Raw genomic sequence first — 25,636 nt, forward strand, 5'->3', positions numbered from 1 at the left:
GCGCAGCCATGTCCCGGGGAACCGCGGGGACGCCGTCACTAGGGGCCTCTGACGTGCCGGACCAGGAAACAGGAGTAGCAGGTGAACTCGTCCTCGGCCTGGGGAATGACCTGGACGATGAGTTCCTCGGCGACGAACTCCCCGCCGGGGGTCATGGTGTCGTCCAGTGCGTCGGACTCGTCCAGCTCGCGGACGACGCTGCGGGGATCGGGGGCGTTCGCGGATTGCAGCGCTTCGAGGGAGCGGTCCTGTGATTCCTTGACGTCGGAACGTACTTCGTCGTAGTCGGTTGCCACTGGGGTCATTCTCTTTTCTGGCGTTCTTAGCTGACGGGAATGCAACGTATGCCGGGTCCCGGTGTTCCCGTGTGGCGGGGACTGGCAGGCCATGTGGGGCCCGACAACTGGTCCCGGTCTTGGCCCGGGACGGGGGCGGAAACGCACCCCAGCGCTGTCCCGGGAGGCTTTATTGGTCTTGCGCTGCCGAGGTCTCGGGTTCGGCCCATTCCAGCGCTGCGACGATGTGTCCTTCGTTGGGGAGTGCCTGTTGTTCGGCCGAAGGTTGTCGTAGGTGTAGGCGGCGACGGCCATGGGTGAGGTGGAGCGTCCCAGGCTGTACCGGACGCTGCGGTCGTTTTTGGTGCCGCAGATGAGGATTCCTATGGTTTCGTTATGGTGTTGGCGCCGGAGCACGTCATCGACGAGCGCGACATAGAAGTTGAGCTTGCCGGCGTATTCGGGCTGGAACTTGCCGGTCTTGAGCTCAGCGACGACGTAGCCCGTTGACCGCACCAAGGCCGCACTGAGCGCTACTCCCCCACCAGTCGAGACTGCTGATAGCGGATATTATGTAAACCTTTCCGTCGCTGGAGCGACCGCCGTGCTGTCGCGCCGCAGATCGTCCACTCGTAAGTCCCGTCCAGCGAAGCAGCGCCGCTAAACCTCCGCTACCGGAGCCGCGAACTGCGCCGCGTACAGCGCCGCGTAAGCCCCGCCCGCAGCCAGCAGTTGGGTGTGCGTCCCCTGCTCCACGATCTGGCCGGATTCCATCACCAGGATGAGGTCGGCGTCGCGGATGGTGGAGAGCCGATGCGCGATCACGAAGCTGGTCCGATCGGACCGCAGCGCGCTCATCGCCTTCTGCACCAGCACCTCGGTGCGGGTGTCCACCGAGCTCGTGGCCTCGTCCAGGATCAGCACGGACGGCCGGGCCAGGAACGCCCGGGCGATGGTGAGGAGCTGCTTCTCGCCGGCGGAGACGTTGGAGCCCTCGTCGTCGAGCACGGTGTCGTAGCCCTCCGGCAGCGACCGGACAAACCGGTCCACATACGTCGCCCGCGCGGCCTCCAGGATCTCGTCCTCCGTAGCCGAAGGCCGGCCGTACGCGATGTTGTCCCGGATGGTTCCGCCGAACAGCCAAGTGTCCTGCAGCACCATGCCCATCCGCGAGCGGAGCTCGTTGCGCGACATCGCGGTGACGTCCACGCCGTCGAGCGTGATGCGCCCGGCGTCGAGCTCGTAGAAGCGCATCATCAGGTTTACCAGGGTGGTCTTGCCCGCTCCCGTCGGGCCCACAATGGCCACGGTCTGGCCCGGCTCGGCCACGAGACTGAGGTCAGTGATCAGCGGCTTGTCCGGTGAATACGAGAAGGAGACGTCCTCGAACACCAGCCGCCCCCGGCCGCCGTCGGGCGCCTCAGACGGCGAAGGATCCGGCGACTGCTCGTCGGTATCCAGCAGCTCGAACACCCGCTCGGCCGACGCCACGCCGGACTGCAGCAGGTTCGCCATGGACCCCAGCTGGGCCAGCGGCTGGGTGAACTGCCGGGAGTACTGGATGAACGCCTGCACATCGCCCAGCTGCATCGCCCCGGAGGCCACCTGCAGCCCGCCCACCACGGCGATCCCCACGTAGACCAGGTTCCCGATGAACGTCATGGCCGGCATGATCAGCCCGGAAATGAACTGCGCGCCGAAGCTCGCCTGGTACAGCTCCACGTTCTTCTGCCGGAACCGCTCCTCCACCTCGCGCTGCCGGCCGAACACCTTCACCAGCGCGTGCCCGGTGTACGTCTCCTCGATCTGGCCGTTCAGCTCGCCGGTGTGCCTCCACTGCAGCACGAACAGCTTCTGGGAGCGCTTGGCGATCACCGCCGTCGTCACCAGGGTCAGCGGAATGGTCACCAGCGCAATCAGCGCCAGCGTGGGCGAGAGCAGGAGCATCATCACCAGCACCCCCACCACGGTCAGCACCGACGTCACGGCCTGGCTGATGGACTGCTGGAGGCTCGTGGAGATGTTGTCGACGTCGTTGGTCACCCGGCTGAGCAGCTCGCCGCGCTGCACGGTGTCGAAGTAGCGCAGCGGGAGCTTGTTGATCTTGGCCTCGATCCGTTCGCGCAGCCGGAAAACCGTGCGCTGCACGACGCCGTTGAGGATGTACGCCTGCATCCAGCCGAACACCGAGGCCAGCACGTACAGGACCAGTGCCCACAGCAGCACGGTGGCCAGCGCGGTGAAGTCGATTCCGGTGCCCGGCGTGAGCGTCATGGCGCTGAGCATGTCCGCCTGTTGGTTCTGCCCGGCGGCGCGCATCTGGGCGATCACCTGGGCCTGGGTCTCCCCCGCCGGCAGCTGCTTGGCCACGACGCCGGCGAAGATCAGATTGGTGCCCTCGCCCAGCAGCCGGGGCCCGATCACCGAGAACGTCACGCTCACGACGGCGAGGAACAGGACCAGCGTCAGCCACAGCCGTTCGGGCCGCAGCTCCCCCAGCAGCCGCCGGGCGGACGGCCCGAAATTCATGGCCTTCTCGGCCGGGATGTTCATCCCGGCAAACGGTCCGCCGCGGCCGGGCCCGCCCGCGGGACGCGGAATCCGCAGCGGCGCCTGCGCCACGGGCGCGGCGGCAGGAGCGGTTGCGGCGGGTGCCCCGGGTGCCCCGGCGGCGGGGGCCGGCGTCGGCGCCTTGTCGGTGCGGCTCATGCTGCCTCCTCCGCTGCGAGCTGGGAGTTCACAATCTCCTGGTACGTCTCCGACGTCGCCAGCAGTTCCTCGTGCGTGCCGTGGGCGACGATCCTGCCGCGCTCGAGCACCAGGATCCGGTCCGCGTCCACAATGCTGGAGACCCGCTGGGCAATGATCACCATGGTGGCCCCGGCGGTGTGCTGCTTGAGTGCCTGCCGCAGCCGGGCGTCCGTGGCGGTGTCCAGCGAGGAGAAGGAGTCGTCAAAGATGTACAGCTCGGGCTGTTTCACGAGCGCCCGGGCGATCGCCAGCCGTTGCCGCTGGCCGCCGGAGACGTTGGTGCCGCCCTGCGAAATCGGTGCATCCAGTCCGCCTTCCAGCTCCTCCACAAAGTCCTGCGCCTGGGCAATCCTCAGGGCCCGCCAGAGCTCGTCCTCGGTGGCGTCGGGCTTGCCGTAGAGCAGGTTGCTGCGCACCGTGCCGGAGAACAGGTAGGGCTTCTGCGGGACCAGGCCGATGTGCCCCCACAGCAGGTCCGGGTGGAGCTCGCGCACGTCCACGCCGTCAATCTTTACGGCGCCGGAGGTCGCGTCGAACAGCCGCGGCATCAGGTTCACCAGCGTGGTCTTGCCGGAGCCGGTGCTGCCGATGATCGCCGTCGTCTGCCCCGCGCGGGCGGTGAAGTTCACGTCCTGGAGCACCGGCTGCTCGGCGCCCGGGTAGGCGAACCCGACGTCGCGCATCTCCAGCTCGCCGCGGGCGGCCCGGCCGGCCGCGCGCGAAACCGGATGCAGCGGCGGCCGGACGCTGGATTCGGTCCCGAGCACCTCGCCGATCCGGTCCCCCGAGACGGCGGCGCGCGGGATCATGATCGCCATGAACGTGGCCATCATGACGGACATCAGGATCTGCATGAGGTAGCTCAGGAACGCGATCATGGTGCCCACCTGCATGGAGCCGTCCTCGATCCGGAACGCGCCGAACCAGATCACGGCCGTGCTGGAGACGTTGAGCACCAGCATCACGGTGGGGAACGCGAGCGCCATGAGCCGGCCGGCGCGCAGCGCGGTGTCCGTGACGTCCTCGTTGGCGCGGGCAAAGCGGGCGGTCTCCACGTCCTCCCGGACGAAGGCCCGCACCACGCGGATGCCGGTGAGCTGTTCGCGCAGCACCCGGTTGACGGTGTCGATCCGGGTCTGCATGAGCCGGAACAGGGGCACCATCCGGAAAATGATCGAGCCCACCCCGGCCAGGAGCACGGGCACACTGACGGCAATCAGCCAGGACAGCTGCAGGTCCTGCCGGATGGCCATGATCACCCCGCCGATGCAGAGCATAGGCGCCGTGACCATGAGCGTGGCGGACATCAGGACCAACTGCTGGACCTGCTGGACATCGTTGGTGGAGCGGGTGATGAGGCTGGGCGGGCCGAAGCGGGTGACTTCCTGCTCGGAAAACGCGGCCACCCGGCTGAAGATGGCACCGCGGACGTCCCGGCCCAAGGCCATCGCGGCCTTCGCGCCGAAGTACACGGCCGCCACGGTGCAAGCGACCTGCAGCAGGGTGACCGCCAGCATCAGCCCGCCGATGCGCAGGATGTAGTCCGTGTTTCCCGTCGCCACGCCCTGATCGATGATGTCCGCGTTCAGGGTGGGCAGGTACAGCGAGGCGATGGACGCCGCGAGCTGGAAGACGACGACGGCGAACAGCAGCCGCCGCTGCGGCCTCAGGTATTCGACGAGCAGTTTCCAGAGCATCCGGTCTCCACTTCACGCGTCACAGGCACTAATGAAGGTCAGTCTACGTCCGGCTGCCGGGAGCTAGCTGGGTTTCTCTCAGGGCGAATCGGGGGTTGGCCTGCGGTGATGTTCACGTGCCGGTTTGCTTGCCCGGCTGGACTGCTTGCCGGGCCGGACTGCTTGCCGGGCGGTTCGCCCGGGTGTAGCTTTTGCGGATGCTGCGCATTGGCTCAATCGTCATCCGGGTGGACAACCTCGAACGCCAGATGGGTTTCTGGCAGGCTGCCCTGGGCTACGAGCCGCGGTACGCGCCCGACGGCGACTTTGTCATCCTCCAGCCGCCCGGCGGTAAAGGCACGTGCATCTCCCTGGACCGTGTCCCCGCGGCCGTCCAGATTCCCCCGCGCCTGCACCTGGACCTGTACACAGACCAGCAGGACGCCGAGGTGCAGCGCCTCCTGGCCCTGGGAGCCACCCGGGTCGAGTGGAGCAGGCGGCCGGCGGACGCGGACTACGTCATCCTTGCCGATCCGGAGGGCAACAGGTTCTGCGTGGTGGACACCGCCGGGACGGGCAACTCCCCCTACTAAGCCACGTAGCCACTCCGGCTGACGCTCTACGGGGAACGGCGCCGCCGCAGCGGCGACGCCGGCATTGTTCTGGAGTCAGTGCAGTGGGGCGGCGCGCGTTGCGAATAGGCGATGATCCCGGTGATCATCATTCGCCGCCCCACTGCGGTCTGGTGCCGACGGACTATATGCGTCCGGGCCGTCTTCCTTGGCGTCTCAACCGTCCTGGCTGAGCCGGCCATGCCGCGGGACCGGCTACATGATGCCGGTGGGTACCAGCAGTACCCAGGCGAGGGCCGGGGCCACCAGAACCACGCCTCCGGCATAGGCCATCAGCTGGCGGTAGACGCGCTGCCGGTCGTTCTCGCGGGCGTTGGCGACCACCAGCGCGCCGTCGGTGGAGAAGGGGGAGACGTCCACGACGGTGGCGGCGATGGCCAGCGCCGCCACGGTTCCGGAGGCGCTCAGCGAACTGGTAGCCAGGAGCGGACCGGCGAGCGGGATAAACGCAGTCAGCAACGCCGTGGAGGAGGCGAAGGCCGAACCGACGCCAATGACGTAGCAGAGGACCAATGCCACCAGCAGCGGTGCGCCGAGTGCCAGCGCTTGCTCTGCGAGGGTGTCGATGACGCCCACGTGCTGGAGCAGGGAGACGTAGGTGATCATGCCGGCCACGAGCAGGACCGTAGACCAGGACACGCCGCCGATGAAGGTCCGGTGTTCCTTGATGTTGACCAGGGCCAGCAGCAGGCCAGCGGAGAGGGCGACGAAGCCGATCGGCATGTGGAAGCCCAGGGTGCACACCAGCATCACCGCGATCAGTGCCAGCGTGAGGATCTGCTGGCCGTGAGGACGGCCGGTCCGGGCGGTTTCGACCTCGGCATGCTGGCCGCCTTCGCCGTCGCGCAGCTTGCCCAGGAGAGCGAACACGACGATGGTGAGCACGGAGAGAACGAGATTGATGGCGAAGCTGGCGATAAAGAGTGCGCCCTGGGAAACGGGAAATCCGTTCTTGAGGGCGATGTCGTGTACCAGCACACCGGCCACGGACAGCGGGGAAAATCCGCCGGCGTGGGCTCCGTTGATGATGAACGCGCCCATCAATACGGGGTGGATCCGGGACTCGTAGGCGAACCCGATGGCCGCCGGTGCCAGCAACGCGACCGCAGCCGGCGAGAAGGTGCCAAGTGACGTGAGAGCAGCGGCGATCAGGAAGAACACCCAAGGCAGCAGCATCGTCTTGCCCCTGACAAGGCGCACGCAGCTCTGGACAATGATGTCGATGGTGCCGTTCCTCTGGGCCATGCTGAAGAAGTACGTGACTCCGATGATCGTCACGACGATGCTGGCCGGGAATTCCTCAAGGATCTGCTTGTCCGACATGCCAAGCATGAAGTAGCCGACGCCGAAGGATGCGACCAGCCCCATGACACCGATGTTCAGCGGCCATTTTGTGGCGACGACGAACATTACGACAAGTATGACAAGGGGGATGATCTGCACAGCGGTCATGGAGTGCTCCGGTTCCGCGGTGGCTGAAGGGTTGAAGATGTCACCCCCCAGCACGAGGGCAATCAAAGCCAGGATCGCGAACCCGGCGGCCACCGCCACCAGTATGATACGGCGGCGCCGGGATGGACGCGGGGCATCGCTGTCCCGGGTCTTGGCCGCAGCGACAGTGGTGCGGTGCTCAGTCTGGGTCATGATGGTCTCCTCAGCGAATGGCTCCCGCGAGGGAGGCGGCGACGGCGCTGCCTGGGACCTCGGGGAGATGGATGATGGTTGTGGCAATGGTGCGGGCCGTGCGGTCGACGCCGACGAGGACCGTCCCGTCGTGCTCCTCGCTCCACGTCTCGATCACCCCGGCGGGGGTGCGGAGCCGGAGCGTGCTTCTTGGGGTGTCGCCCGTGATGGTGTGCATCACGGTGCCGGCGGTGCGGGCGGCCAGGGTCAGGGCAATGCTGCCGGTGATGGCCAGGGCCGGGTGGGGCTTTCCCATGGAGAGCATCATGACGCTGGCGTCGGCGCCGGGGTCCGTCGGGGCAGGCGCGGCGACGATAGCAAGCTTCGGGATGGCCCGGGCCGCTTCGGCCATCGTGGGGACCAGCCCCATCCGCACCGCTGCCTGCCTCCGGATCTGCTCCAGGGTATCCAGCTGGAGCTCCACCCCGGCGCGCCAGCTGTCGTACCTGGCCGGGTCCAATCCCAGCTCCTCGGCGCGGACCATCACCACAGGCGCTCCGGCGTCGACCATTGACACGGTCCAACGGGTTCCGCCGGCGGTGATGGTGTCAATGGCCGCCCCGGTGGGCAGCAGCGCACCGGTCGTCTTGCCGGCCGGGTCCTGGAAGCCGAGGCCCACCGCGTAGCCAGGGAAGGGTACGCCGGGCATTTGCGCCTCCGGAACCGGTGCCAGGGCGCCGGCAGGGGTGGCCACCCGCTGGACGATGATTTGGTTGGTGTTCGTGTTGCGGGTGACGATCCGGGTGACGTCTCCGGCGGGGATCACCCACCCCTTCTCGATGGCGTACAGTCCCACCACCGCAGAACCGTTCCCGCAATTGCTGCCCCAGTCCACCGCGGCCTCTTCGATACCCACCTGGGCGAAGGTGTATTCAATGTCGACGTCGTCACCGACGGGCCGGTGCAGGATCACGGCCTTGCTGGTTGTTGACGTCGCCCCGCCGACGCCGTCGATCTGGCGGGGGTCCGGGCTGCCGAACAGCCGCGGCAGCAGCACATCGAGGCTGGTGCCGCCCTCCTGAAGATGCTCCGCATCAAACACCCAGCATTTACTGGTGCCTCCGCGCATCCATCGGGCTTCGATCTCCATGGTATTTCCCGCTTCTCTTCGTGCCTCAGATTTGAATGAGGACCTAAAAAGAGATTGAGCCAGATCACATCTTTAGACAATGTTGGATTTTCATGGGGGCATGTAGAATTGCTTAATTCACTTAGGAAGAAGGGATATTTCCCACCCCCCAGCTTCCCTTGGCCGGATTGGTGTCAGATTTCCCGGGCGGAGGCCACGTCCTGACAGAGAATGAAACGAATTCGGAGAAGGGTGAAGCGTTGCTTAACGACGAAGGCCGGGACTTATTCGACATACGGCGGCTGGCGCTCCTGCTGGAAGTGGTGGAGCAGGGCTCCATCACCGCCGCGGCCGAGCTCATGATGTACACGCCCTCGGCTGTCTCCCAGCAGTTGCGCAAGCTCGAACAAGAAGTGGGGCAGCCTCTCCTCACCCGCCGCTCCCGCGGGGTGGTGCCCACCGAGGCCGGCCWGGTGCTGGCCGGCCACGCCCGCAAAATTGTCTGGCAGATGCAGGCAGCCCGGTCCGACCTCGGCCAGATTGCCGGCCTCAAACGCGGTTCCCTGACCGTGGGCACCTTCCCAACCCTGGCAGGATCCTTCCTGCCCATCGTCATCCGGACCTTTAAGAAGCGCTATCCGGCCATCAACCTTTCTTTGCGCAGCGCCCGATTAGATGAACTCGTGGCAGATCTGCAGTCCGGGGTCACGGGGCTGTGCCTGCTCTGGGACTACCCATGGAATCCCTTCCGGGACGATTCCATCCGCGTAACAGAGGTCTTCCAGGAGAGCACCGTGATCCTGGTGTCCCGCAGCCACCCGCTCGCCGACCGGGAGCAGGTGAGCATGGAAGACCTGCGCAACGAATCCTGGATTGTGCGCGCCGAGGCCCACCCCGTCGTGGAGGTTCTGCTGCGTTCCGCCCACGACACCGGATTCGAACCGGAGATTGCCTTCCTGGCCAACGACTACCAGGAGGCCCAGGCCATGGTCAGCGTAGGAATGGGCGTGGCCATGGTGCCCAAGACCGCGGTGGCGCTTCAGCATCCAGACGTCAAGGTGCTGAGCTTGGGTTCCGCCGCCCCGCTGCGGCGGATACTGCTGGCGCAGCGCGAGGACAAGGTCTACGCCCCGGCCGAGGTAGCCTTCCACTCCACCCTGTTGGAAATCGCCCGCGAACGAGCTGGCGACTATCTCTAGACCACAAAGACCAGAACGGCAGCCTGGCAACTAGCCGTTCAGCACCACGTTGGCCGGCGGCTCCCCTGCCAGCATGAGCCCGATCTGCCGTTCCAGCAGCCGGCCCATCCGGGGGCGCATCGCCGAGCTCGCCCCGCCCACGTGCGGGCTGATGATGACGCCCGGGGTCCGCCACAACGGGTGGTCCTCCGGCAGGGGTTCGGGATCGGTGACGTCCAGCGCGGCGCGGATCCGTCCGGAGGCGGTGTGGCGGACCAGGGTGTCGGTGTCCGCCACCGGGCCGCGGGCCACATTCACCAGCAGGGCGCCGTCCGGCATAGCCGCGAGGAAGGCGTCATCAATCAGGTGCCGGGTGGAATCGCTGAGCGGAACCCCCACCACCACAATGTCGTGCTCCGGCAGGAGCGTGTGCAGGTCAGCAATGCCGTGCACCTGGCCGCGTTCATCCGTCCGTTCGGTGCTGGCCACCCGGGTCACGCTGGTCTCGAAGGGAAGGAGCCGGTCCTCGATGGCCTTGCCCACCCCGCCGTAGCCGACAATCAGGACCCGGCGGTCGGCCAGGCTGGCGGTGGGCCTGGCGTCCCACCGGCCTTCCTGCTGGTTTCGGATCAGGCGGGGAAGCTCACGCTGGCTCGCGAGGATCAGGGCGAGTGCCAGCTCCGCGGTGGAAGTCTCGTGCACGCCGGACGCGTTGGCGAAGACCCGCCCGGACGGCAGGAACTCCGCCACGCCGTCGTACCCGATCGACTGGCTCTGCACCAAGGCCGTGTCCACCGAGGCCAGGCTCTGCAGGACCTGCGGGCCATCCATGTAGGGCGGCACCACGATGTCGATCCGCGGCAGCGGCGGTTCCCCGGACAGGTCCCACTCCAGGACGGTGACGTCCGGGTGCGGCTGAAGGTATTCACGCAGCGAGGCGTCCGGCAGGCTGACAGTAATTTTCCGGGTCATGAATGCCAGCGTAGTGGACCCGCATCTGGGATTTTTGTCCCACTTGGGCCGCGCCCCGCGCGCTCCGTGGACTTCACCCCCGGCCCGGCCTAACGTCGGAGGCACCACCCAGTCCAGTCCGGAAGGCCCACGCACATGACGAATCCGGGCCCCCGGCCGGCCGCCCCCACCCACCGCAGGAACGTCGTCCTGGTCTGGGCCGCCGCCGTGCTGGTGCTGGCAGCCGTCGTGGTCCTCGGCGCGATCCGCACCGTACCGTCACCTAGCAGTGACTTCCTGTCCCGCGATTTCCTGACCGGTAGTGTCCTGACCGTCGCCCACCAGCAGGCGCCGGGCCCGGCCGAGGCTGCCCCGGCCACCCCACCCGCCGCCGTCGACCTCCCCGCCGAGCTGCAGCGGATCATCGGCGAACACCCCGATCACCGGATCGGCGTCGCCGTGATGGACACCCGCGACGGGCAGCTGCAGAGCTACGGCGACATGGCACCGTACACGGCGGCGAGCACCGCGAAGGTCCTGACGGCCGCCGCCTACTACCACCTCGCGGAAACCGGCGAGAAGTCCCTCGACGCTCCCCTGGGCGCGTTCAATGCCGCGTTCCAGCTCAAGGCCATGATCAACACCAGCAGCGACGACTCATGGCTGCTGCTGATGCGGGACATTGGCTACCCCAACCTCGCCGCCTACGCCGCCACCCTCGGCATCACCTACGATCCCGAGCAAAACCTGCTGACCCCGTCGGACATGGCACGGCTCCTCCAGCAGCTCGCCACGGGCAAGCTGCTCAACGCCGATCACACCGCGGAACTGCTCGGCTACATGCAGCACACCAATGACGAGGACCTCATCCCGGCCGCCGTCGCCCCCGGCATCACGGTCCACCACAAATACGGCGTGGTGCAGGGTTACGTGCACGACGCCGCGCTGCTCAGCGCCGGCGACCGCTCCTACGCGGTGGTCATCTACACGTGGGGACCGGACGACGCCGACAGCGCGGACCGTCTGCACCTCATCCACGACCTGACTCACCAGCTCACGGGTGCCCTGTTCGGGCAGTAACAGGACAGACTGGGCGTGCTGCTACGTGCCACCTGTTAATAGTCTGAAAATCAACCGATCAAAGGTGGCGCACGCTCCATTACGGGGGCAGGATGAAAGGAGCGGGAATAGTCTCAGCCGCAGCTGCCCGATGGAATCCCACGATGTTGGGCCACCCTCTGGAGGAGCACCAGATGTCAATTCCTTCTGAATCACGAACCTGCCGTCCCACCGAAGCCGGGACCTCCGGTCCCGCACGGCCCGCCGCGCCGCCCTGACCGGAACGCGCCGCCCAGACCGCGGGCCCCACACCATTGGGCCCGGAACCCGCCCGCACTCCGGGCTGATCGAGGCTGCTGGGGCTTCGGATTCCTCCCGGCTCGTGTGCAGGAGACGCCGCAGTATTGGGGCAAGCCAGGATCCCGCGAAATAAGGCCAGCGCCGACGCGTGGCCCACGGGGACTCCCGGATCCGGGCTTTTCCAGGGAGTCACCTTGATCCGTATCCTCATCGCAGAAGACGAAGAACGCATTTCCCGCTTCATCGAAAAGGGTCTGCGCGCGGCGGGCTACGTGCCCACGGTGGTGGCCGACGGCGTATCGGCCGTGGACTACGCCTCCAGCGGCGAATTCGATCTCCTGCTCCTCGACATCGGGCTCCCCCGCCTGGACGGTTACGCCGTCCTCGCGGCACTGCGCCGCGGCCAGGTAGGCATCCCTGTCATCTTCCTCACGGCCCGCGGTTCGTCCACCGACACCGTCGCAGCGCTGGAGGGCGGCGCCGACGACTACATCGTCAAGCCGTTCCACTTCGAGGAACTCGTGGCCCGCATCCGGGCCCGGATACGCAAGGGGGACACGGGCGATGTCCTGGCGGGTAGCGTCATGCGTTACGGGCCCCTGGAGTTGAACCTGCTCACCCGCACTGTCAGCGTCGACGGCCGGATGGTGGAGCTCTCTGCCCGCGAATTCGCCTTGGTGGAAATGTTTTTGCTTCACCCCGGGCAGGTCCTGAGCCGGCAGCAACTGCTCAGCCACGTCTGGGGCTACGACTTCGACGGCACGTCCAACGTGGTGGACGTGTACGTGCGCCAATTGCGGATGAAACTCGGCGCCGACCGCATCCTCACCACCCGCGGCGCCGGCTACCGCCTCAGCTAGGCAAGGCTCAGCTAATTGCTACAGGGCAAGCTGATCGTCACAGGAAGGGACCAGAGTGGCCACCTTGGATGAACATCCCAGCGGAGACGTCCAGGCCGCGCCGGTCTCCCCTGCGACGGACTCCCAGGACCCGTCCGGCTGGGGCGCAAAGATCCACTCAGTGCGTTTCCGGGTGGTGGCCGCCATGCTGGCCATGATGCTCGCCGGGGTGGTCACAGCCGGGATGGTCACGTTCGTGGTCCAGTTCCAGGATTCCGATGCCAGGACCGACCAGGCGGTTCTGGACAAGGCCAACTCCGTGGTCAGGGTCGTGCAGACAAAGAAGAAAACGTCCGGTGACTACGCCAACAGGACGTACATCAGCGCACTTCACGAGGCTGCGGAGGATATCGAGCCGCGCAGCAACGAGGTCATGGCAGGGATAGTGGACGGGCATGTGGCATGGACCGTTGAGGGCAACGGGGATAGCGACCTCCTGAACAACAGCATGTTCCCCGATGCCGCCGAGCTCAGGAACCAGGCCGGCGCGTCCTTCGGCGAGCTGAACTCGGACGGCCGTCCACTCAGGACAGTGGTGGTGCCCATGACGGGCGCCCCCGGGACATTCTTTCTGGTCGGCCGGGACGCGGGCGACCAGCGCGAGCACAACGCCAGCTCGGTCCGGACGTATGCGCTGGTGGCCCTCGGCATGCTCCTGGCTGCCGCGGTGATTGGCAGCGTGGTTGCCGGCCGGCTGCTCGATCCGCTCCGCCGTATGCGCGAGACTTCCAGGGCGGTGGGCCCGGAGGACCTCACGCAGCGGGTCGAGGTGCGCAAGGGCGAGAACGACGTCACCCTGCTTGCCAAGACCTTCAACACCATGCTGGAAAGGCTGGATGAGGGCGCCCAGCAGCAACAGCAGTTCCTGGACGACGCCGGCCATGAGCTGCGGACCCCGCTGACCATTCTCCGCGGGCACCTCGAGCTCGTGACAGTGGATGATCCGGACGATGTCATTGCCACCAGGGACGTGCTGCTGGACGAGGTGGACCGGATGCAGCGCCTGGTGGACGATCTGCTGCTGCTTGCCAACTCCGGCGACCCCGGCTTCATCCGGCGTGAACCCGTCCGGATCCCGGATCTCCTGGACCATGTCATGGAGAAAGTGCACGTCCTGGCCGACCGCCGCTGGCAGATCGATGAAAGAGCCGACTACGTGGTGGAGGCGGATCCGCAGCGCCTCACCCAGGCCCTTGTCCAGCTCGCCGCCAACGCCATCAAGTACACCGGCCAGTCCTCCACGATCGCGCTCGGCTCCCGGATTGAGCCCCCGACGGCGGACGCCGGCACCTCGCTGCCCCCGCAGGACACCCTCGTTCTGTGGGTGCGTGACGACGGGATCGGCATCGCTGCCGAGGACCAGCAACGGATCTTCGAACGGTTCGGCAGGGCGCACACGGGCCGCGGCGAGGAAGGCTCGGGGCTTGGCCTGGCAATTGTCTCGGCAATCGCCCAGGCGCACGGGGGCGTGGCCACCGTGGAATCGGAATACGGCCACGGGGCCACGTTCCTGCTCCGGATCCCCCTGCAGTCTGCCAGCGTCCGCGTCTGAGCTGGCCCGCCGTCTGACTCACGCCCGGATGTAAACGGGCGCGTGCCTAAGCGCGGGGCCGCCTGGGCACGACCTTGGATGAGAAATCCTTCATCTTCCCCTCATCCCACCCTCACTCTCGGGGCGCAGGCTGATGACTATCATCAGAGAGCGCCGCCACCGGGCACAGTTGCGATCGCAGCCATGTCCGGGGCACCGGGGGCGGGGAGGATTTGCCGTGGAGCCAATGCGGATAGTGCTGTACTCACATGATTCAGTGGGCCTGGGACATGTGCGTCGGAATCTGGCGCTGGCCCATGCACTGAACAATCAGCTTCCCGGGCTGATCGGCCGCCCCGTCACCGGAATCCTCATCACCGGCACAGCCCTTGCCCCGGCGTTCCGGTTGCCTGAGGGCTGGGACTGGGTGCTTCTTCCCGGCGTGGCCAAAGGGTCCGCGGGCTACCTGCCCCGGAACCTGGCGTTGCCCATGCATGAGCTCGTTCCGTTGCGGGCCAGGCTGCTGCAGGCAGCGCTGGCCGGCTTCGCCCCCCACTTGGTGGTGGTGGACCGGCACGCCACTGGTGTCCACGGCGAACTCGAAACAGCCTTGCGGCGCGCACGCGCTGCCGGGCCCGTCCGCGTGGTGCTGGGCCTCCGCGAGGTCCTGGATTCGCCCGCCGCTGCCCTCAGCGAATGGGCCAGGATTGGCGGGCCCCGCGTGGTCAAGGCCCTGTTCGATGCCATCTGGGTCTACGGCGATCCCGCCGTCCACGATCCCGTGGCCGCAGGAGAAATACCGTTCGCCCTCAGAAAGCTCATCCGGTACACGGGCTACCTTGCCGAGGGCCGCCCTTCGGCCTCCGGCACCAGCTGCATGCCCGGCCGGTACTGCATGACGACAGTCGGCGGGGGCTCGGACGGCTATGCCTTGGCCCGCGTCGCCGTCGCCGCGCGGGTGCCGGACGGGCTGGGCCATCTGGTGGTCGCCGGACCGCAGATGCCCGCCGAGCAGCTCAACGACCTCCGGCAGCAGGCCCGCCCCGGCGTAAAAGTGGTGCCCACAGTGGATGACATCGTGTTCCACATCCGGCACGCCAGTGCCGTAGTCGCCATGGGCGGATACAACACGGTGTGCGAGATCATGAGCACCGCTGTCCCCGCGCTGATCGTACCCCGCACGCAGTCGCGCGCCGAGCAGCGGATCCGGGCCGCATCCCTGGCCGCAGCAGGGTATCTGGAGCAACACGACATTGGCACGCTGACGCCCGAGATCCTGGCCGGCTGGCTGGCCTCCCGGCTCGGCACCACCGTGGACCGGCGCCGCGCGGTGCTGGACGGCCTGATCCGGGTTCCGCAACTGGCCGCCGAGCTGCTGCGGCCGCTGGCCGATTCCGGTCTGGCCAGTACCGGTCTGGTCAATTCCGATCGGGCCAGCGCCGATGAGTTCACTGCCGCACGGGCCAGAGTCGAACAATTCAGCGCGGACGAAAGCGATGCCGCAGCGAGCGTGAAGGGCGGTGCCAGCCGTGTCGCCGTTTGAACCGGGGACAGCGTACGTCCTGAAGATGTATCCGCGTTTCTCCGAAACATTCATCGTTTCTGAAATCCTGGCCCGCGAGGCGGCGGGGGACCGGATCGAGATCTTCTCACTCCGGCCCACCAACGACCCCCGGTTCCACCCTGAGCTCGCCCGGGTCCAGGCACCGGTGACGTACATCGACCGCCCCATCAAGACTGTGGCCCTGTGGGAGAGCCTCCGGATGGCCGAAGCGGCCGGGCTCACGGCCGCCGTCGGCCGGAATTTGGGCGAACTCGCCGCCGCCACGGCGGATGACGCCGTCCAGGCCATCGGTCTGGCCACCGCCCTGCAGGACCGCAACATCCAGCACATGCATGTCCACTTCGCCTCGGGCGCCACCACAGTGGCCCGGCTGGCGTCCCTCATCACCGGGATCCCGTTCTCGTTCACCGCCCACGCGGTGGATATCTTCCATGAATCGGTCCAGGACGAGGATCTGCGGCTCAAGCTGGAGGAGGCCCACCACGCAGTGACCATCAGCCAGTACAACATGCGCTACCTGCGCCACCGCTTCCCGGGCTCGACGTCCAGGCTCCATCTGGTGCGCAACGGCCTGGAGTTGGAACGCTTCCCGTACCGTGAGCCCCGCCCGCTCGGAGCCACCCTGCGGGTCGCCGCCGTCGGCCGCCTGATAGAGAAGAAAGGCTTCCAGCATCTGCTGCCCGCGGCCGCCGAACTGCTGGACCAGGGGTTCAAAATGGACCTTCGGATCGCCGGGGCCGGGATCATGGCCGAAGAGCTGGAGGCCAGCATCGATCAGCTCCGGCTCGGAGAGCATGTCCGCCTCCTCGGCCCCCAGACCCAGGACCAGGTCCACGAGCTGCTCCACTCCTCCGATGTCTTCGTGGCGCCCTGCGTGGTGGGCGCCGACGGCAACGCGGACGGCATGCCCACGGTCCTGCTCGAGGCCATGGCCACGGGCGTCCCCTGCGTCAGCACCTCCGTCACCGGGATCCCAGAGGTGGTCCGGAACGGCTCCACCGGAGTCCTGGTCCGGCCGGGCAACCCGCACGTCCTGGCCCGCGGCATCCGCACGCTCGGCTCGCCGGCCACGGACAGGGTTGCCGTGTCCCGCAATGCCCGCGCCCTGATCGAGGAGGACTACGACGTCCACCGCCAGGCCGAGCTCCTGAGGTCCCTCTCCCGTTCCGAAAGGAGAGTCGCATGACACGCGTGGCCTACCTCTGCGCCGACCCCGGCGTACCTGTTTTCGGCACCAAGGGCTCCTCTGTGCACGTCCAGGAAATCGTCCGGGCGTGGCGCGGGACCGGCGCCGTCGTCACGGTCTACTGCACCCGGCTCGGCACAGAGCGGCCCAGTGATCTTGCCGATCTCGACGTCGTCGAAGTCAAGCCGGAATCCGTCCCCGGCCCCGCGCGGGAACGGGCGGTCCAGGACGCCGCGTTGGGCCTGGCGGACGAGGTCCTGCGCAACGGCTGCGGGCTGTTCTACGAGCGCTATTCGCTGTTCAGCCCGGCACTGTCCGTGGTGGCCCGCATCCTGGACGTGCCGTCGGTGCTTGAGGTCAATGCTCCGCTGATCGAGGAGCAGCAGCGGTACCGGCAGTTGCTGGATGTGAAGAAGGCTGAGACGGTGTTCCGCCGCAACGCCGCGACGGCCGACGTCGTGGCTTGCGTCTCGGATCCCGTGGTGCGCTGGGTGCGGGCGCGGGTGCCGACCGCGAGGACCGTGCTGGCACCGAACGGCGTGAACGTCGAACGGATCCCGGCCCGCCGCCCCGGTCGCAGGAATCCGGACCACCTCACGGTCGGGTTTGTCGGAACCTTGAAGCCCTGGCACGGTGTCCCGGGCCTGCTGCACGGTGTGGCCCTGGCCAACCAACAGACCGTTGACCCGCGCCTGCGCTGGCACGTCGGCGTGGTGGGTGACGGCGCCGGCCGGGAGGATCTCGAACGGCTTGCCGAGTCCCTCGGCGTGCCAACGGTGTTCACCGGCGCCGTTGCGCCGGCTGAGGTGCCCGGTCTCCTGGCAGAATTCGACGCCGCCGCCGCGCCCTATCCCCCGGACGCGCCCGGCCAGGACGATTACTTCTCGCCGCTGAAGGTCTTTGAGTACATGGCGGCCGCGCTGCCCGTGATCGCGAGCGCCGTGGGCCAGATCCCGTCCATCATCCAGGACGGCCGCACCGGAATCCTCGTCCCGCCCGGGGACCCCGCTGCACTCGCGGACGCCCTCATCCGGCTCGGCGAGGACCCGAATCTACGGGACAGGCTGGGGCTCGAGGCCCGCAGCGACGCAGTGCAGAGGTTCAGCTGGAGCGGTGTGTTGTCCCGAATCACTGGGGCGCTGCCGCCTGCACGCAGGCTGGCAAGGCAATGACCACCGCTTCCAGGCATTCGCAACCCCGCAGCTGGCGGACCCTGTGGCGAACGACCCGCGCCAACGCACCGGCTGAACCCTCACCGTTGCGGCGGACCTTGCGGTGCGTCCGCCCGCATTTGCGCGGGCACAGGCTGCTCATCACCTGGGGATTCATCGCCATGGCCGTGGAAATCCTCTTCCGGCTTCTTGAGCCGTGGCCAGTGAAAATCGTCCTCGACTCCGTCTCACACTCACTCGGGGCCAATCTGCGCAGGTCCCCGCTCAGCGTGGAGGCGAGCGCGGAGGTGTTGCTCCTCTGCGCCGGCGCAGTGGTTGTCATCTGCCTGATCCGGGCCGTGGCCGGCTACGTGTCCGCGATTTCGTTTGCCCTCGTGGGTACCCGGATTTCCTCCGAATTGCGCGCCCGAACCTTCCGCCACCTCCAGGGCCTGTCGATGCGCCACCACAGCCGCGCCTCTACCGGCGACACGGTCCAGCGGCTCGTCGGGGACGTGTCCCGGCTGCAGGATGTGGCCGTCACGGCGGGGCTGCCTCTCATCGGCAATTTCGTGGCGCTGATAGCAATGATGATCATTATGCTCTGGCTCGATCCTCTGATCGCACTGGTGACGTTCCTGTCCATCGGGATATTCGTCTTGTTGTCCCGCAAGAACACGGGATCGATTACTACCGCGGCCCGCAAGTCACGCAAGGGTGAAAGCGCCCTGGCCACCACCGCCGCACAGACGTTGGGAGCAATGCGCGACGTCCAGGCGTATGGACTCGAAGACACCCTCAGCTCGGGTTTCCGCCAGAGCAATCAGGCAGCACTTGGCTCAGGGGTGGTCACGCTGCGGCTGGCCGCCAGCCTGCAACGGAAGACTGACGTCCTGACGGGAATCGCGACGGCGGTGGTCCTGGCTGCCGGTGGATGGAGGGTGATGCAGCATGCGATGACCCCCGGAGACCTGGTCGTTTTCCTGACTTACCTGAAAACCGGGCTGAGGCCGCTCAAGGACGTGGCCAGGTACACGAGCCGTATCGCACGGGCGACGGCCTCCGGGGAACGGGTGGCGGACCTGCTTGAGGCCCAAAGTGACGTTCCCGAGGCACCGCACGCCGTCGACCTCAAGAACCCGCACCCGGACATCGTGTTCGACAATGTCCGGGCCGGCCACTTCGACGGAACTGCGGTACTCAAGGGGATCACCCTGACCATACCGGCGGGTCAACACTGCGCCGTTCTGGGGCCCTCCGGGGCCGGAAAGTCCACACTGGCAAGCATGATCCTTCGGATGGTGGATCCCTGGGAGGGGAGTGTCAGCTTCGGAGGCGAGGACCTGCGGGGCCTGAAGATCGCTTCCGTGCGTTCCCATGTCTCAATCCTGCTCCAGGACTCCGTGCTGTTCGGAACCTCGGTCCGGGAGAACATCAGGTTCGGCCGCCTCGATGCCACCGATGAGGAGATCGAAGCCGTGGCGGCCCTTGCCCAGGCCGACGGTTTCATCCGCGCACTGCCCCAGGGCTACGAAACCGTCCTCGGCGAGGCGGCCAACGATCTTTCCGGGGGCCAGCGTCAACGGCTGGCCGTCGCCCGTGCCATGCTCCGCAAGGCCCCTATCGTGATCCTGGACGAGGCGACCGCCGGACTCGATCCGGCATCCCGGGATTCGGTCCTCAGCGCCCTGGACACACTCACCGAGGGCCGGACCTCCGTCACGATTACCCACGACGTCATCTCGGCCCAATCGTGCGACCGCGTGATCTGGCTCGAGGACGGCGAAATCCTCGAAGATGGGCCGCCGCAGTCATTGCTGGCCGATCCGGATTCCCGCTTTGCCGGCTGGGTCCACCGGCAGCAGACCGCAGAGCCGGGTGAACTGTTCAAGGTGCCGACATGAGCACCGCCCCGCAGGGACAATGGCTGCAGGGAGAACGGCTGCAGGGACAATGGCTGCAGGCCCAGCGGCGCGAGGCTGACCGTGCCCTGGCGGCCTTTGACGCCCGGATCCCGGGCCTGAACTGGGTCCTCGACGACGAGCTGCTCTCGGAGCTCCTGGGCGAAAACGTCCGGATCATCAGGACCCGCTACAAACCGCACACCTCGGCCCTCGTCGCCTTCCGCCGGGCCGGCTACGGGGCCGGCAGCTACGGCTGGGCATTGACCACAACACCGGAGCACGTCGGGAATCTGCAGCGGCGGGCGGAYAGTTCGCAAAAGCGCGGCGGCGGCATCCGGCTTGTCCAGCCCGATCGTCCGCACGGGGACCTCGTCGTGGCGGTCGGCCCCATCGAAGAAGACTGGCCGCTGCGCCCCAACCTGCAGTGGCTCCGGGACCATGGACTCGGACGGCTCGGAGCACTCCCCGCGGCAGGACGCTTCCTGGACCCCCCGGTCAGCGTGCTGAGATACAACCCGGAGCGCAGGCTCGTTGTCAGGGTCCCCTCGGCGACACTGCCCGTCGTCGTCAAGACCGCCGTCCAAGCTGACGAAGTTGCCGCAGGCCTCCGCCTGCGGCAGCGGCTTCAGAGCCACGGCATCCCGGTCCTGCCCGAACTCGCCGACCTGGAATGCGCCGCGCACGGCATCAGTGCCTCCCCGGACTGGGGCCACGGAGACCTGAGCGGCGGCGACAACGATCCGGCCGCATACCGGGCCGGCCAAGCCTTGGCGGCGATCCATGGAATGGACGCGGGAACCGGGCCGGACCCCGCGGCGGAAGTGGCGGACCTGGTACGGCAGCTCGCCGCCACGCGGTCCATGATCACCTGCCTGCTCCCGGGGCTCGAGGCTCCGGTAGCCGCACTCACCAGACGGCTCCTGGCAGCTGTCGGCCCCGCCGGACCCCGGGGAACGCCGCAGCAAGTGCTGGTCCACGGTGACTTCTCGGCGGACCAGGTCCTGGTGGACGGCCCGGCGGTCCGCATCATCGATTTCGACCGCGTCAGGACCTCCGACCCGGCGAGGGACCTTGGGTCCTTTGCCGCGGTGGAGGACATCGCAGACCCCGCCGGCGTCGGGCCCGTCGCCGGCGGCCGCAAGACGGCCCAGCTGATCGACGGTTACCGCGAGGCCGGCGGGCACGTATCGCAGGCAAGGGTGGAGACCTGGGCGGCATTCCGGCTGTTCCTGAACAGCGTCGACCCGTTCCGGAACCGGGCCAGCGACTGGCCGGCCGACACGAGCTGGCATATCCGCCGAGCCCTGGAGTTGATCGCATGATCTGGCACCCGCCGCTTTGGAAATACACCGACGACGCCGGCACGGCGTGGCGCGTCCACAACGCGTGGCCCGATAAAGAACCCGGAGAATACCTGCTGGAGGTCGGGACTGCGGAACGGCCCGGCGTCCGGGGAGCACATCTGAGCCATGGCCACTTTGAGATCCTGCCGGAGGACGATCCCGAGCTGCCGGCTCTTCGGACCGAAAGACAGCGCGGGGAAATCATTTCCCACTGGCCCTACACGCGGGCGATCATCCGGGCGGAAGGCTGCTACATCAAGGTCTTCCGGCCCGGCAGGGCCGCGGTCCCGGCCGAACGGTACGCTCAGATGGACCTCCTGCTGGACGCCGGCGCCTTTACGGCGCCCGAGGTGCTTCAGAGCTCCCCGGACACCCTCGTTTTGAGCGCCCTCTCCGGACCGACGCTGGGCGAAATCGGCGAGGACTACGTCACGATCGGCGAGAAGGAGTTTGCCGGCGCATGGGAAGAATGGTCCAGCGCGTGGCTCGCCCAGCTGAGCGCGGCGTCTGACGTCAGCAGACAAACCGTTCTGGGCGCCCTGCCTGTCCATTCACCGGAGGTGGAAGCGAGGGGCGTGGCCCGTTGGTTGAAACTATGGCTGCGCCACACAGAGAATGTTCCGGAATTGTCCACCCAACGCGACACCTTGATCGCCATGGCAGATTACGTCACGGCGAACCTGCTCGGCTCGGTACCGGACGCGCTGGTATGGGCCCACGGAGACCTGCATGACCGGCAGATCATCGCCGGCGACGGCCGGTCGCCGTTCGGGCTGCTGGACTTCGACGATACTGCCCAGGCCGAGGCCGCCCGCGACCTCGCCTACCTGGATTTCCATCTGGAGCGGCGCATGTGGCGCAATAACCTGACGCCGGCGCGATACCTTAAGGCCCACACGGAGGTGCTGGCCGTCGCCGAGCAATTGCAGGTCAGCCCGGATCGGTTCGATGCCTACGCGGACGCACGCTGGATGCGACTGGCCTGTTCTTCGTTCCCTTCGGGCTCATTGCTGGCGACCCGCGTTCTTGATGAACGGGTAAAGCATCGTCAGTCCTTCGGAGCCACCGCCCTGGCCGCCAGCCGGTCCCTCGAATCCCGGAGCTGATCCACATGGGCTGGCACCCGCCCGTCCCGGCCGCCGTCCTGGATGCGGACAACTTCGAATGGCAAGTCATCCGCTCCTGGCCCGACGACTCCGCGGAGGACTATGTCCTGGAACTGGCTGCCCCTGAGCGAGCAGGGGTCCGGGCGGCCCATCTCCGGGCGGGGCAGCTGGAGCTCCTGCGGGACGGCCGCGACCGGCGTCTGCCCGCCCTGAAGCACGCGTCGCCGCTGGGGGTGGTGGTGGTGCACCGGGCCCACAAGCGTGCCGTGGTCCGGGCCGGGGAGCACTACGTCAAGCTCTTCCGGGCCCGCCAGACCGACGAAGCAGTGGGCAGGCACGCCCTTATGAACGAACTCCTCGGCGCAGGGGACTTCCTCACCCCGGAAATTGTTTCCTCCGCCCCTGGCTGCCTCACCCTTATGACGCTGCCGGGCCGTTCCCTGTTCGAGCTGGGAAACGACCCCGCGGTCAGCGATGAGCTGTTCGAAAAAGCCTGGCAACAATGGTCCCGGGCCTGGGTCCGGCAGCATTCCCTGGCCCGGACTCCGGCGCACCGCCCCACCCTCGAGGCGCTCCCGCCCCGGCCGGCCGCCGTCGAACTGGACAACCTGCGGCGCATAGTGAACCGATGGCTCGTGCACGCCCGGGACATTCCGGCAGCGCAGCCCGAGCGCACCGCCGTACGCGTGGCTGCAGGGCAGACCGCCCAAAAGCTGCTCCAGGCCGATCCGGATCCGCTGGCGTGGTCCCACGGCGATCTTCACGACAAGCAGATATTCACCGTGGATCCCGGCGCTCCCCTGGGGCTGCTGGACTTCGACGAAGCCGGCCGGGCCGAGGCCGCCGCCGACCTCGCAAACCTCGCCATGCACCTTCAGCTGCGCCTGCACCAACACCGCCTGACCGCCGAGAGGTACCAAACCGCCCGCCGCCACGTGATCGCCACTGCCGAAGAACTGCAGGTCACCCCTGCGCGCTTCGACGCCTACGCCGGCGCGACACGCCTGCGGCTGGGCTGCCTCTATTCCTTCCGGCCCCAATGGGCGGCCCTCGCCGAGGACTTCCTAATTCCGGATAGTGAACAGTCCCTAGCCGCGGGGGTCCCGGCCGCTAAAGTGGAGCCCACGTACTGACTGCACACCGCACCGAACCGCAGCGCAGCGCACCGCACTGCCGTGCACTGCACTGCACCAAACCGGGAGGACTGCTGACATGGCTTACATCAAGGTTGGAACCGAGAACAGCACCGACGTCGAGCTGTACTACGAGGACCACGGATCCGGCCAGGCCGTGGTCCTGATCCATGGCTACCCGCTGGACGGCTCGTCGTGGGAAAAGCAGACCGCAGCGCTGCTCGGTGCCGGCTACCGCGTCATCACCTACGACCGGCGCGGCTTCGGTCAGTCGAGCAAGCCCACCGAGGGCTACGACTACGACACGTTCGCGGCGGACCTGAACACGCTCCTTACTGACCTGGACCTGAACGACGCCGTGCTGGTGGGCTTCTCGATGGGCACCGGCGAAGTGGGCCGGTACCTCGGAACCTACGGCTCCGCCCGGGTGGCGAAGGCCGTGTTCCTTAGCTCGCTTGAGCCCTACCTCCTGCAGGCCGAGGACAACCCAGGCGGTGTCCCGCAATCGGTGTTCGACGGGCTGCTGGAAGCTGTGACGGCGGACCGGTACGCCTTCTTCACGGAGTTCTTCAAGAACTTCTACAACAGCGAGACCTTCCTCGGCACCCCGCGGCTCAGCCAGGAAGTGATGAACGCCGGCTGGAATCTCGCCACGTCAGGCGGACCCACGGCGTCCGTGGCAGCGCAGCCCACCTGGCTCACGGACTTCCGCGCCGACATCCCCAAGATCGATGTCCCGACCCTCATCGCACACGGCACGGCGGACAACATCCTGCCGATCGACGTCGCGGGCCGCCAGTTCGCCAAGGCGCTGCCGAGTGCCGAATATGTGGAGATCGACGGCGCCCCGCACGGCCTGCTGTGGACTCACGCGGCGGAGGTCAACGAGGTTCTGCTGCGGTTCCTGCGGAGCTAGCCGGGGGCTCGCCCGGATCCTGTCTTCCCGGTTGACACCCGCCACCCGGTACGATTCAATCTCTTGCATATGCTGAAATAACAGTTCCACGATACGAATATTTCGTTCGTATAGCCCACGCCGTGGATGCCAGCATTGACACAAAGGATCTGGCACATGCTGTTGGAAGACTTTAACGCTGCCGGACGCGAGGAGGCCGCGGCCGCCCTGCGTCCCTGCCTGGACATTGGGCGGTGGATTGAGGAGATCGTCGATTCCCGGCCTTTCGACACAACGGACATCCTCCTGGAAACCGCCGGCCGCGCGGCGGAACCGTTCACCGACGCGGAGGTACTGGCCGCCTTGGCCCACCATCCCCGCATCGGCGAACGGGCCGCAGGAAACAGCACGGAGGCCCGGCTCTCGCAGTCGGAACAGGCGAGCCTGGGCTCCCCGGATCCGGCCGTCGCAGCAGCCATCGCCGAAGGGAACCGAAGCTATGAACAAAAATTCGGCCAGGTATTCCTGATCCGTGCGGCCGGCCGCAGCCGGGGTGAGATCCTGGTCGCCCTCCACGCCAGGCTCGCCCACACTCCCGAAGAGGAACAAGTAGTCATCGGCCAGCAGCTGCGCGAAATCGCGGTACTCCGACTCGAAGGACTGATCGGCGCATGAGCACTTCCCACATCACTACGCACGTCCTGGATACCGGCTCCGGCAAGCCCGCCGCGGGCGTCGCCGTCACCCTGGACATGCTCGACGGCGAACGCTGGGTCAGGATCGCGGCCGGCGCCACGGATGACGATGGGCGCGCCAAGTCACTTGGACCTGCCAGCCTGAACTCCGGAACGTACCGGCTGGGCTTCGACACCGGAGCGTATTACGCCGCCACCGGGACGGAGACCTTCTTCCCCGAAGTCACCCTGACCTTCGCGGTGTCCGAGACGCAGTCCCACTATCACGTCCCCCTGCTGCTCAGCCCCTTCGCCTACTCCACCTACCGAGGCAGCTAAGCCCGGAGCAGCCCAGCAACAATTCGCCCGCCACCGGCCGCACGTTGCGCTATCAGATCGGGCTGCTCTGAAGCCCTCAGAGCAGCCCGATCTGATAGCGCATGCGGCTGGTTGCGGGCGCAGCCATGCCCGGGCACAGCTACGTCCCAGGGCAGCTACGTCCCAGGGCAGCCATGCCCGGATGCGGCCCGCCCGGGAAACTCGGCCAGTCACAAACGACATTTTCCCGGCAAACCGGCCCAGCCGGCCCATATCCCTTGACAGCGGCCCACGTCACTCCTAGTCTGAATTTTGGGATCCCAAAACGGGATCCCAAAACAAGAAAGCTTGCCGGGCC

The 25,636-nt window shown here is 67.2% G+C and carries 21 protein-coding genes and 1 pseudogene; 15 read left to right on the forward strand and 7 right to left on the reverse strand.

Going from position 1 to position 25,636, the window contains the following annotated elements; genetic code table 11:
- Positions 1-38: 38 nt before the first annotated feature.
- The 4 genes and pseudogenes from AC1DZQ_RS01535 to AC1DZQ_RS01550 form a co-directional block, all read right to left on the reverse strand.
- Positions 39-296, reverse strand: coding sequence for a DUF4193 family protein (locus AC1DZQ_RS01535; RefSeq protein WP_476962031.1), 258 nt, complete (start codon positions 294-296; stop codon positions 39-41).
- A 333-nt stretch (positions 297-629) separates the two neighbouring features.
- Positions 630-791: pseudogene (locus AC1DZQ_RS01540) on the reverse strand (PDDEXK nuclease domain-containing protein); the annotation flags it as partial.
- Positions 792-935: 144 nt separating this feature from the next.
- The gene (locus AC1DZQ_RS01545; protein ID WP_476961812.1) at positions 936-2,984 is read right to left on the reverse strand and encodes an ABC transporter ATP-binding protein; all 2,049 of its coding nucleotides are present in this window, start codon (positions 2,982-2,984) and stop codon (positions 936-938) included.
- Entirely contained in the window at positions 2,981-4,723 is a 1,743-nt protein-coding gene (locus tag AC1DZQ_RS01550) for an ABC transporter ATP-binding protein (protein ID WP_476961813.1), read from the reverse strand. The genes AC1DZQ_RS01545 and AC1DZQ_RS01550 overlap by 4 nt, the downstream gene beginning before the upstream one ends.
- A gap of 197 nt (positions 4,724-4,920) precedes the next feature.
- On the opposite strand from AC1DZQ_RS01550, the gene AC1DZQ_RS01555 reads away from it, so the two are divergent.
- Positions 4,921-5,295 carry a VOC family protein gene (locus tag AC1DZQ_RS01555; protein ID WP_476961814.1) on the forward strand — a complete coding sequence of 125 codons (375 nt, stop codon included), beginning with the start codon at positions 4,921-4,923 and terminating at the stop codon, positions 5,293-5,295.
- Between the two features lie 234 nt (positions 5,296-5,529).
- Here AC1DZQ_RS01555 and AC1DZQ_RS01560 read toward each other — a convergent pair whose 3' ends face one another.
- Both AC1DZQ_RS01560 and AC1DZQ_RS01565 read right to left on the reverse strand, forming a co-directional pair.
- Positions 5,530-6,978: an SLC13 family permease gene (locus tag AC1DZQ_RS01560; protein ID WP_476961815.1), complete on the reverse strand. Its 1,449-nt coding sequence runs from the start codon at positions 6,976-6,978 to the stop codon at positions 5,530-5,532.
- Positions 6,979-6,988: 10 nt separating this feature from the next.
- Positions 6,989-8,107, reverse strand: coding sequence for a PrpF domain-containing protein (locus tag AC1DZQ_RS01565; protein WP_476961816.1), 1,119 nt, complete (start codon positions 8,105-8,107; stop codon positions 6,989-6,991).
- Between the two features lie 239 nt (positions 8,108-8,346).
- On the opposite strand from AC1DZQ_RS01565, the gene AC1DZQ_RS01570 reads away from it, so the two are divergent.
- Positions 8,347-9,285 (forward strand): LysR substrate-binding domain-containing protein, encoded by a 939-nt coding sequence (locus tag AC1DZQ_RS01570; protein ID WP_476961817.1) that lies wholly within the window; start codon positions 8,347-8,349, stop codon positions 9,283-9,285.
- A gap of 30 nt (positions 9,286-9,315) precedes the next feature.
- Here the strand turns inward: AC1DZQ_RS01570 and AC1DZQ_RS01575 are convergent, their stop codons facing one another.
- On the reverse strand, positions 9,316-10,236 hold the full coding sequence (locus AC1DZQ_RS01575; RefSeq protein WP_476961818.1) for a 2-hydroxyacid dehydrogenase: 921 nt from the start codon (positions 10,234-10,236) through the stop codon (positions 9,316-9,318).
- Between the two features lie 135 nt (positions 10,237-10,371).
- Here AC1DZQ_RS01575 and AC1DZQ_RS01580 point away from each other — a divergent pair, with 135 nt between their 5' ends.
- The 13 genes from AC1DZQ_RS01580 (at position 10,372) to uraH (ending at position 25,299) form a co-directional block, all read left to right on the forward strand.
- A complete protein-coding gene (locus tag AC1DZQ_RS01580) occupies positions 10,372-11,295 on the forward strand; it encodes a serine hydrolase (RefSeq protein ID WP_476961819.1) in 924 nt (307 codons plus the stop codon).
- 473 nt (positions 11,296-11,768) lie between these two features.
- Positions 11,769-12,434, forward strand: coding sequence for a response regulator transcription factor (locus AC1DZQ_RS01585; RefSeq protein WP_476961820.1), 666 nt, complete (start codon positions 11,769-11,771; stop codon positions 12,432-12,434).
- 55 nt (positions 12,435-12,489) lie between these two features.
- Positions 12,490-14,025 carry a sensor histidine kinase gene (locus AC1DZQ_RS01590; protein ID WP_476961821.1) on the forward strand — a complete coding sequence of 512 codons (1,536 nt, stop codon included), beginning with the start codon at positions 12,490-12,492 and terminating at the stop codon, positions 14,023-14,025.
- A 271-nt stretch (positions 14,026-14,296) separates the two neighbouring features.
- Entirely contained in the window at positions 14,297-15,547 is a 1,251-nt protein-coding gene (locus AC1DZQ_RS01595; protein WP_476961822.1) for a glycosyltransferase family protein, read from the forward strand.
- Positions 15,534-16,754, forward strand: a complete 1,221-nt coding sequence (locus AC1DZQ_RS01600) for a glycosyltransferase (RefSeq protein ID WP_476961823.1) — start codon at positions 15,534-15,536, stop codon at positions 16,752-16,754. The genes AC1DZQ_RS01595 and AC1DZQ_RS01600 overlap by 14 nt, the downstream gene beginning before the upstream one ends.
- Entirely contained in the window at positions 16,751-17,926 is a 1,176-nt protein-coding gene (locus AC1DZQ_RS01605) for a glycosyltransferase family 4 protein (protein WP_476961824.1), read from the forward strand. The genes AC1DZQ_RS01600 and AC1DZQ_RS01605 overlap by 4 nt, the downstream gene beginning before the upstream one ends.
- A complete protein-coding gene (locus AC1DZQ_RS01610) occupies positions 17,923-19,809 on the forward strand; it encodes an ABC transporter ATP-binding protein (RefSeq protein ID WP_476961825.1) in 1,887 nt (628 codons plus the stop codon). The genes AC1DZQ_RS01605 and AC1DZQ_RS01610 overlap by 4 nt, the downstream gene beginning before the upstream one ends.
- The gene (locus tag AC1DZQ_RS01615; RefSeq protein ID WP_476961826.1) at positions 19,806-21,131 is read left to right on the forward strand and encodes a phosphotransferase family protein; all 1,326 of its coding nucleotides are present in this window, start codon (positions 19,806-19,808) and stop codon (positions 21,129-21,131) included. Before AC1DZQ_RS01610 ends, AC1DZQ_RS01615 begins: the two co-directional genes overlap by 4 nt.
- Positions 21,128-22,258 carry a phosphotransferase gene (locus tag AC1DZQ_RS01620; protein WP_476961827.1) on the forward strand — a complete coding sequence of 377 codons (1,131 nt, stop codon included), beginning with the start codon at positions 21,128-21,130 and terminating at the stop codon, positions 22,256-22,258. The genes AC1DZQ_RS01615 and AC1DZQ_RS01620 overlap by 4 nt, the downstream gene beginning before the upstream one ends.
- A 5-nt stretch (positions 22,259-22,263) precedes the next feature.
- On the forward strand, positions 22,264-23,391 hold the full coding sequence (locus AC1DZQ_RS01625) for a phosphotransferase (protein ID WP_476961828.1): 1,128 nt from the start codon (positions 22,264-22,266) through the stop codon (positions 23,389-23,391).
- Between the two features lie 79 nt (positions 23,392-23,470).
- A complete protein-coding gene (locus AC1DZQ_RS01630; RefSeq protein WP_476961829.1) occupies positions 23,471-24,307 on the forward strand; it encodes an alpha/beta fold hydrolase in 837 nt (278 codons plus the stop codon).
- A gap of 156 nt (positions 24,308-24,463) precedes the next feature.
- A complete protein-coding gene (uraD, locus tag AC1DZQ_RS01635; protein ID WP_476961830.1) occupies positions 24,464-24,961 on the forward strand; it encodes a 2-oxo-4-hydroxy-4-carboxy-5-ureidoimidazoline decarboxylase in 498 nt (165 codons plus the stop codon).
- A complete protein-coding gene (gene uraH, locus AC1DZQ_RS01640) occupies positions 24,958-25,299 on the forward strand; it encodes a hydroxyisourate hydrolase (protein ID WP_476961831.1) in 342 nt (113 codons plus the stop codon). Before uraD ends, uraH begins: the two co-directional genes overlap by 4 nt.
- The last annotated feature ends 337 nt before the right edge of the window (positions 25,300-25,636 follow it).

The sequence above is a fragment of the Arthrobacter sp. P1_C12_2 genome (assembly GCF_056406415.1).

Excerpts from the sequence above, each read along its gene's own strand:
- AC1DZQ_RS01545 (WP_476961812.1), bottom strand. The coding sequence starts at position 2,984 with ATGAGCCGCACCGACAAGGCGCCGACGCCGGCCCCCGCCGCCGGGGCA.
- AC1DZQ_RS01550 (WP_476961813.1), bottom strand. The coding sequence starts at position 4,723 with ATGCTCTGGAAACTGCTCGTCGAATACCTGAGGCCGCAGCGGCGGCTG.
- AC1DZQ_RS01555 (WP_476961814.1), top strand. The coding sequence starts at position 4,921 with ATGCTGCGCATTGGCTCAATCGTCATCCGGGTGGACAACCTCGAACGC.
- AC1DZQ_RS01560 (WP_476961815.1), bottom strand. The coding sequence starts at position 6,978 with ATGACCCAGACTGAGCACCGCACCACTGTCGCTGCGGCCAAGACCCGG.
- AC1DZQ_RS01565 (WP_476961816.1), bottom strand. The coding sequence starts at position 8,107 with ATGGAGATCGAAGCCCGATGGATGCGCGGAGGCACCAGTAAATGCTGG.
- AC1DZQ_RS01575 (WP_476961818.1), bottom strand. The coding sequence starts at position 10,236 with ATGACCCGGAAAATTACTGTCAGCCTGCCGGACGCCTCGCTGCGTGAA.
- AC1DZQ_RS01580 (WP_476961819.1), top strand. The coding sequence starts at position 10,372 with ATGACGAATCCGGGCCCCCGGCCGGCCGCCCCCACCCACCGCAGGAAC.
- AC1DZQ_RS01605 (WP_476961824.1), top strand. The coding sequence starts at position 16,751 with ATGACACGCGTGGCCTACCTCTGCGCCGACCCCGGCGTACCTGTTTTC.
- AC1DZQ_RS01610 (WP_476961825.1), top strand. The coding sequence starts at position 17,923 with ATGACCACCGCTTCCAGGCATTCGCAACCCCGCAGCTGGCGGACCCTG.
- AC1DZQ_RS01620 (WP_476961827.1), top strand. The coding sequence starts at position 21,128 with ATGATCTGGCACCCGCCGCTTTGGAAATACACCGACGACGCCGGCACG.
- AC1DZQ_RS01625 (WP_476961828.1), top strand. The coding sequence starts at position 22,264 with ATGGGCTGGCACCCGCCCGTCCCGGCCGCCGTCCTGGATGCGGACAAC.
- AC1DZQ_RS01630 (WP_476961829.1), top strand. The coding sequence starts at position 23,471 with ATGGCTTACATCAAGGTTGGAACCGAGAACAGCACCGACGTCGAGCTG.
- uraD (WP_476961830.1), top strand. The coding sequence starts at position 24,464 with ATGCTGTTGGAAGACTTTAACGCTGCCGGACGCGAGGAGGCCGCGGCC.
- uraH (WP_476961831.1), top strand. The coding sequence starts at position 24,958 with ATGAGCACTTCCCACATCACTACGCACGTCCTGGATACCGGCTCCGGC.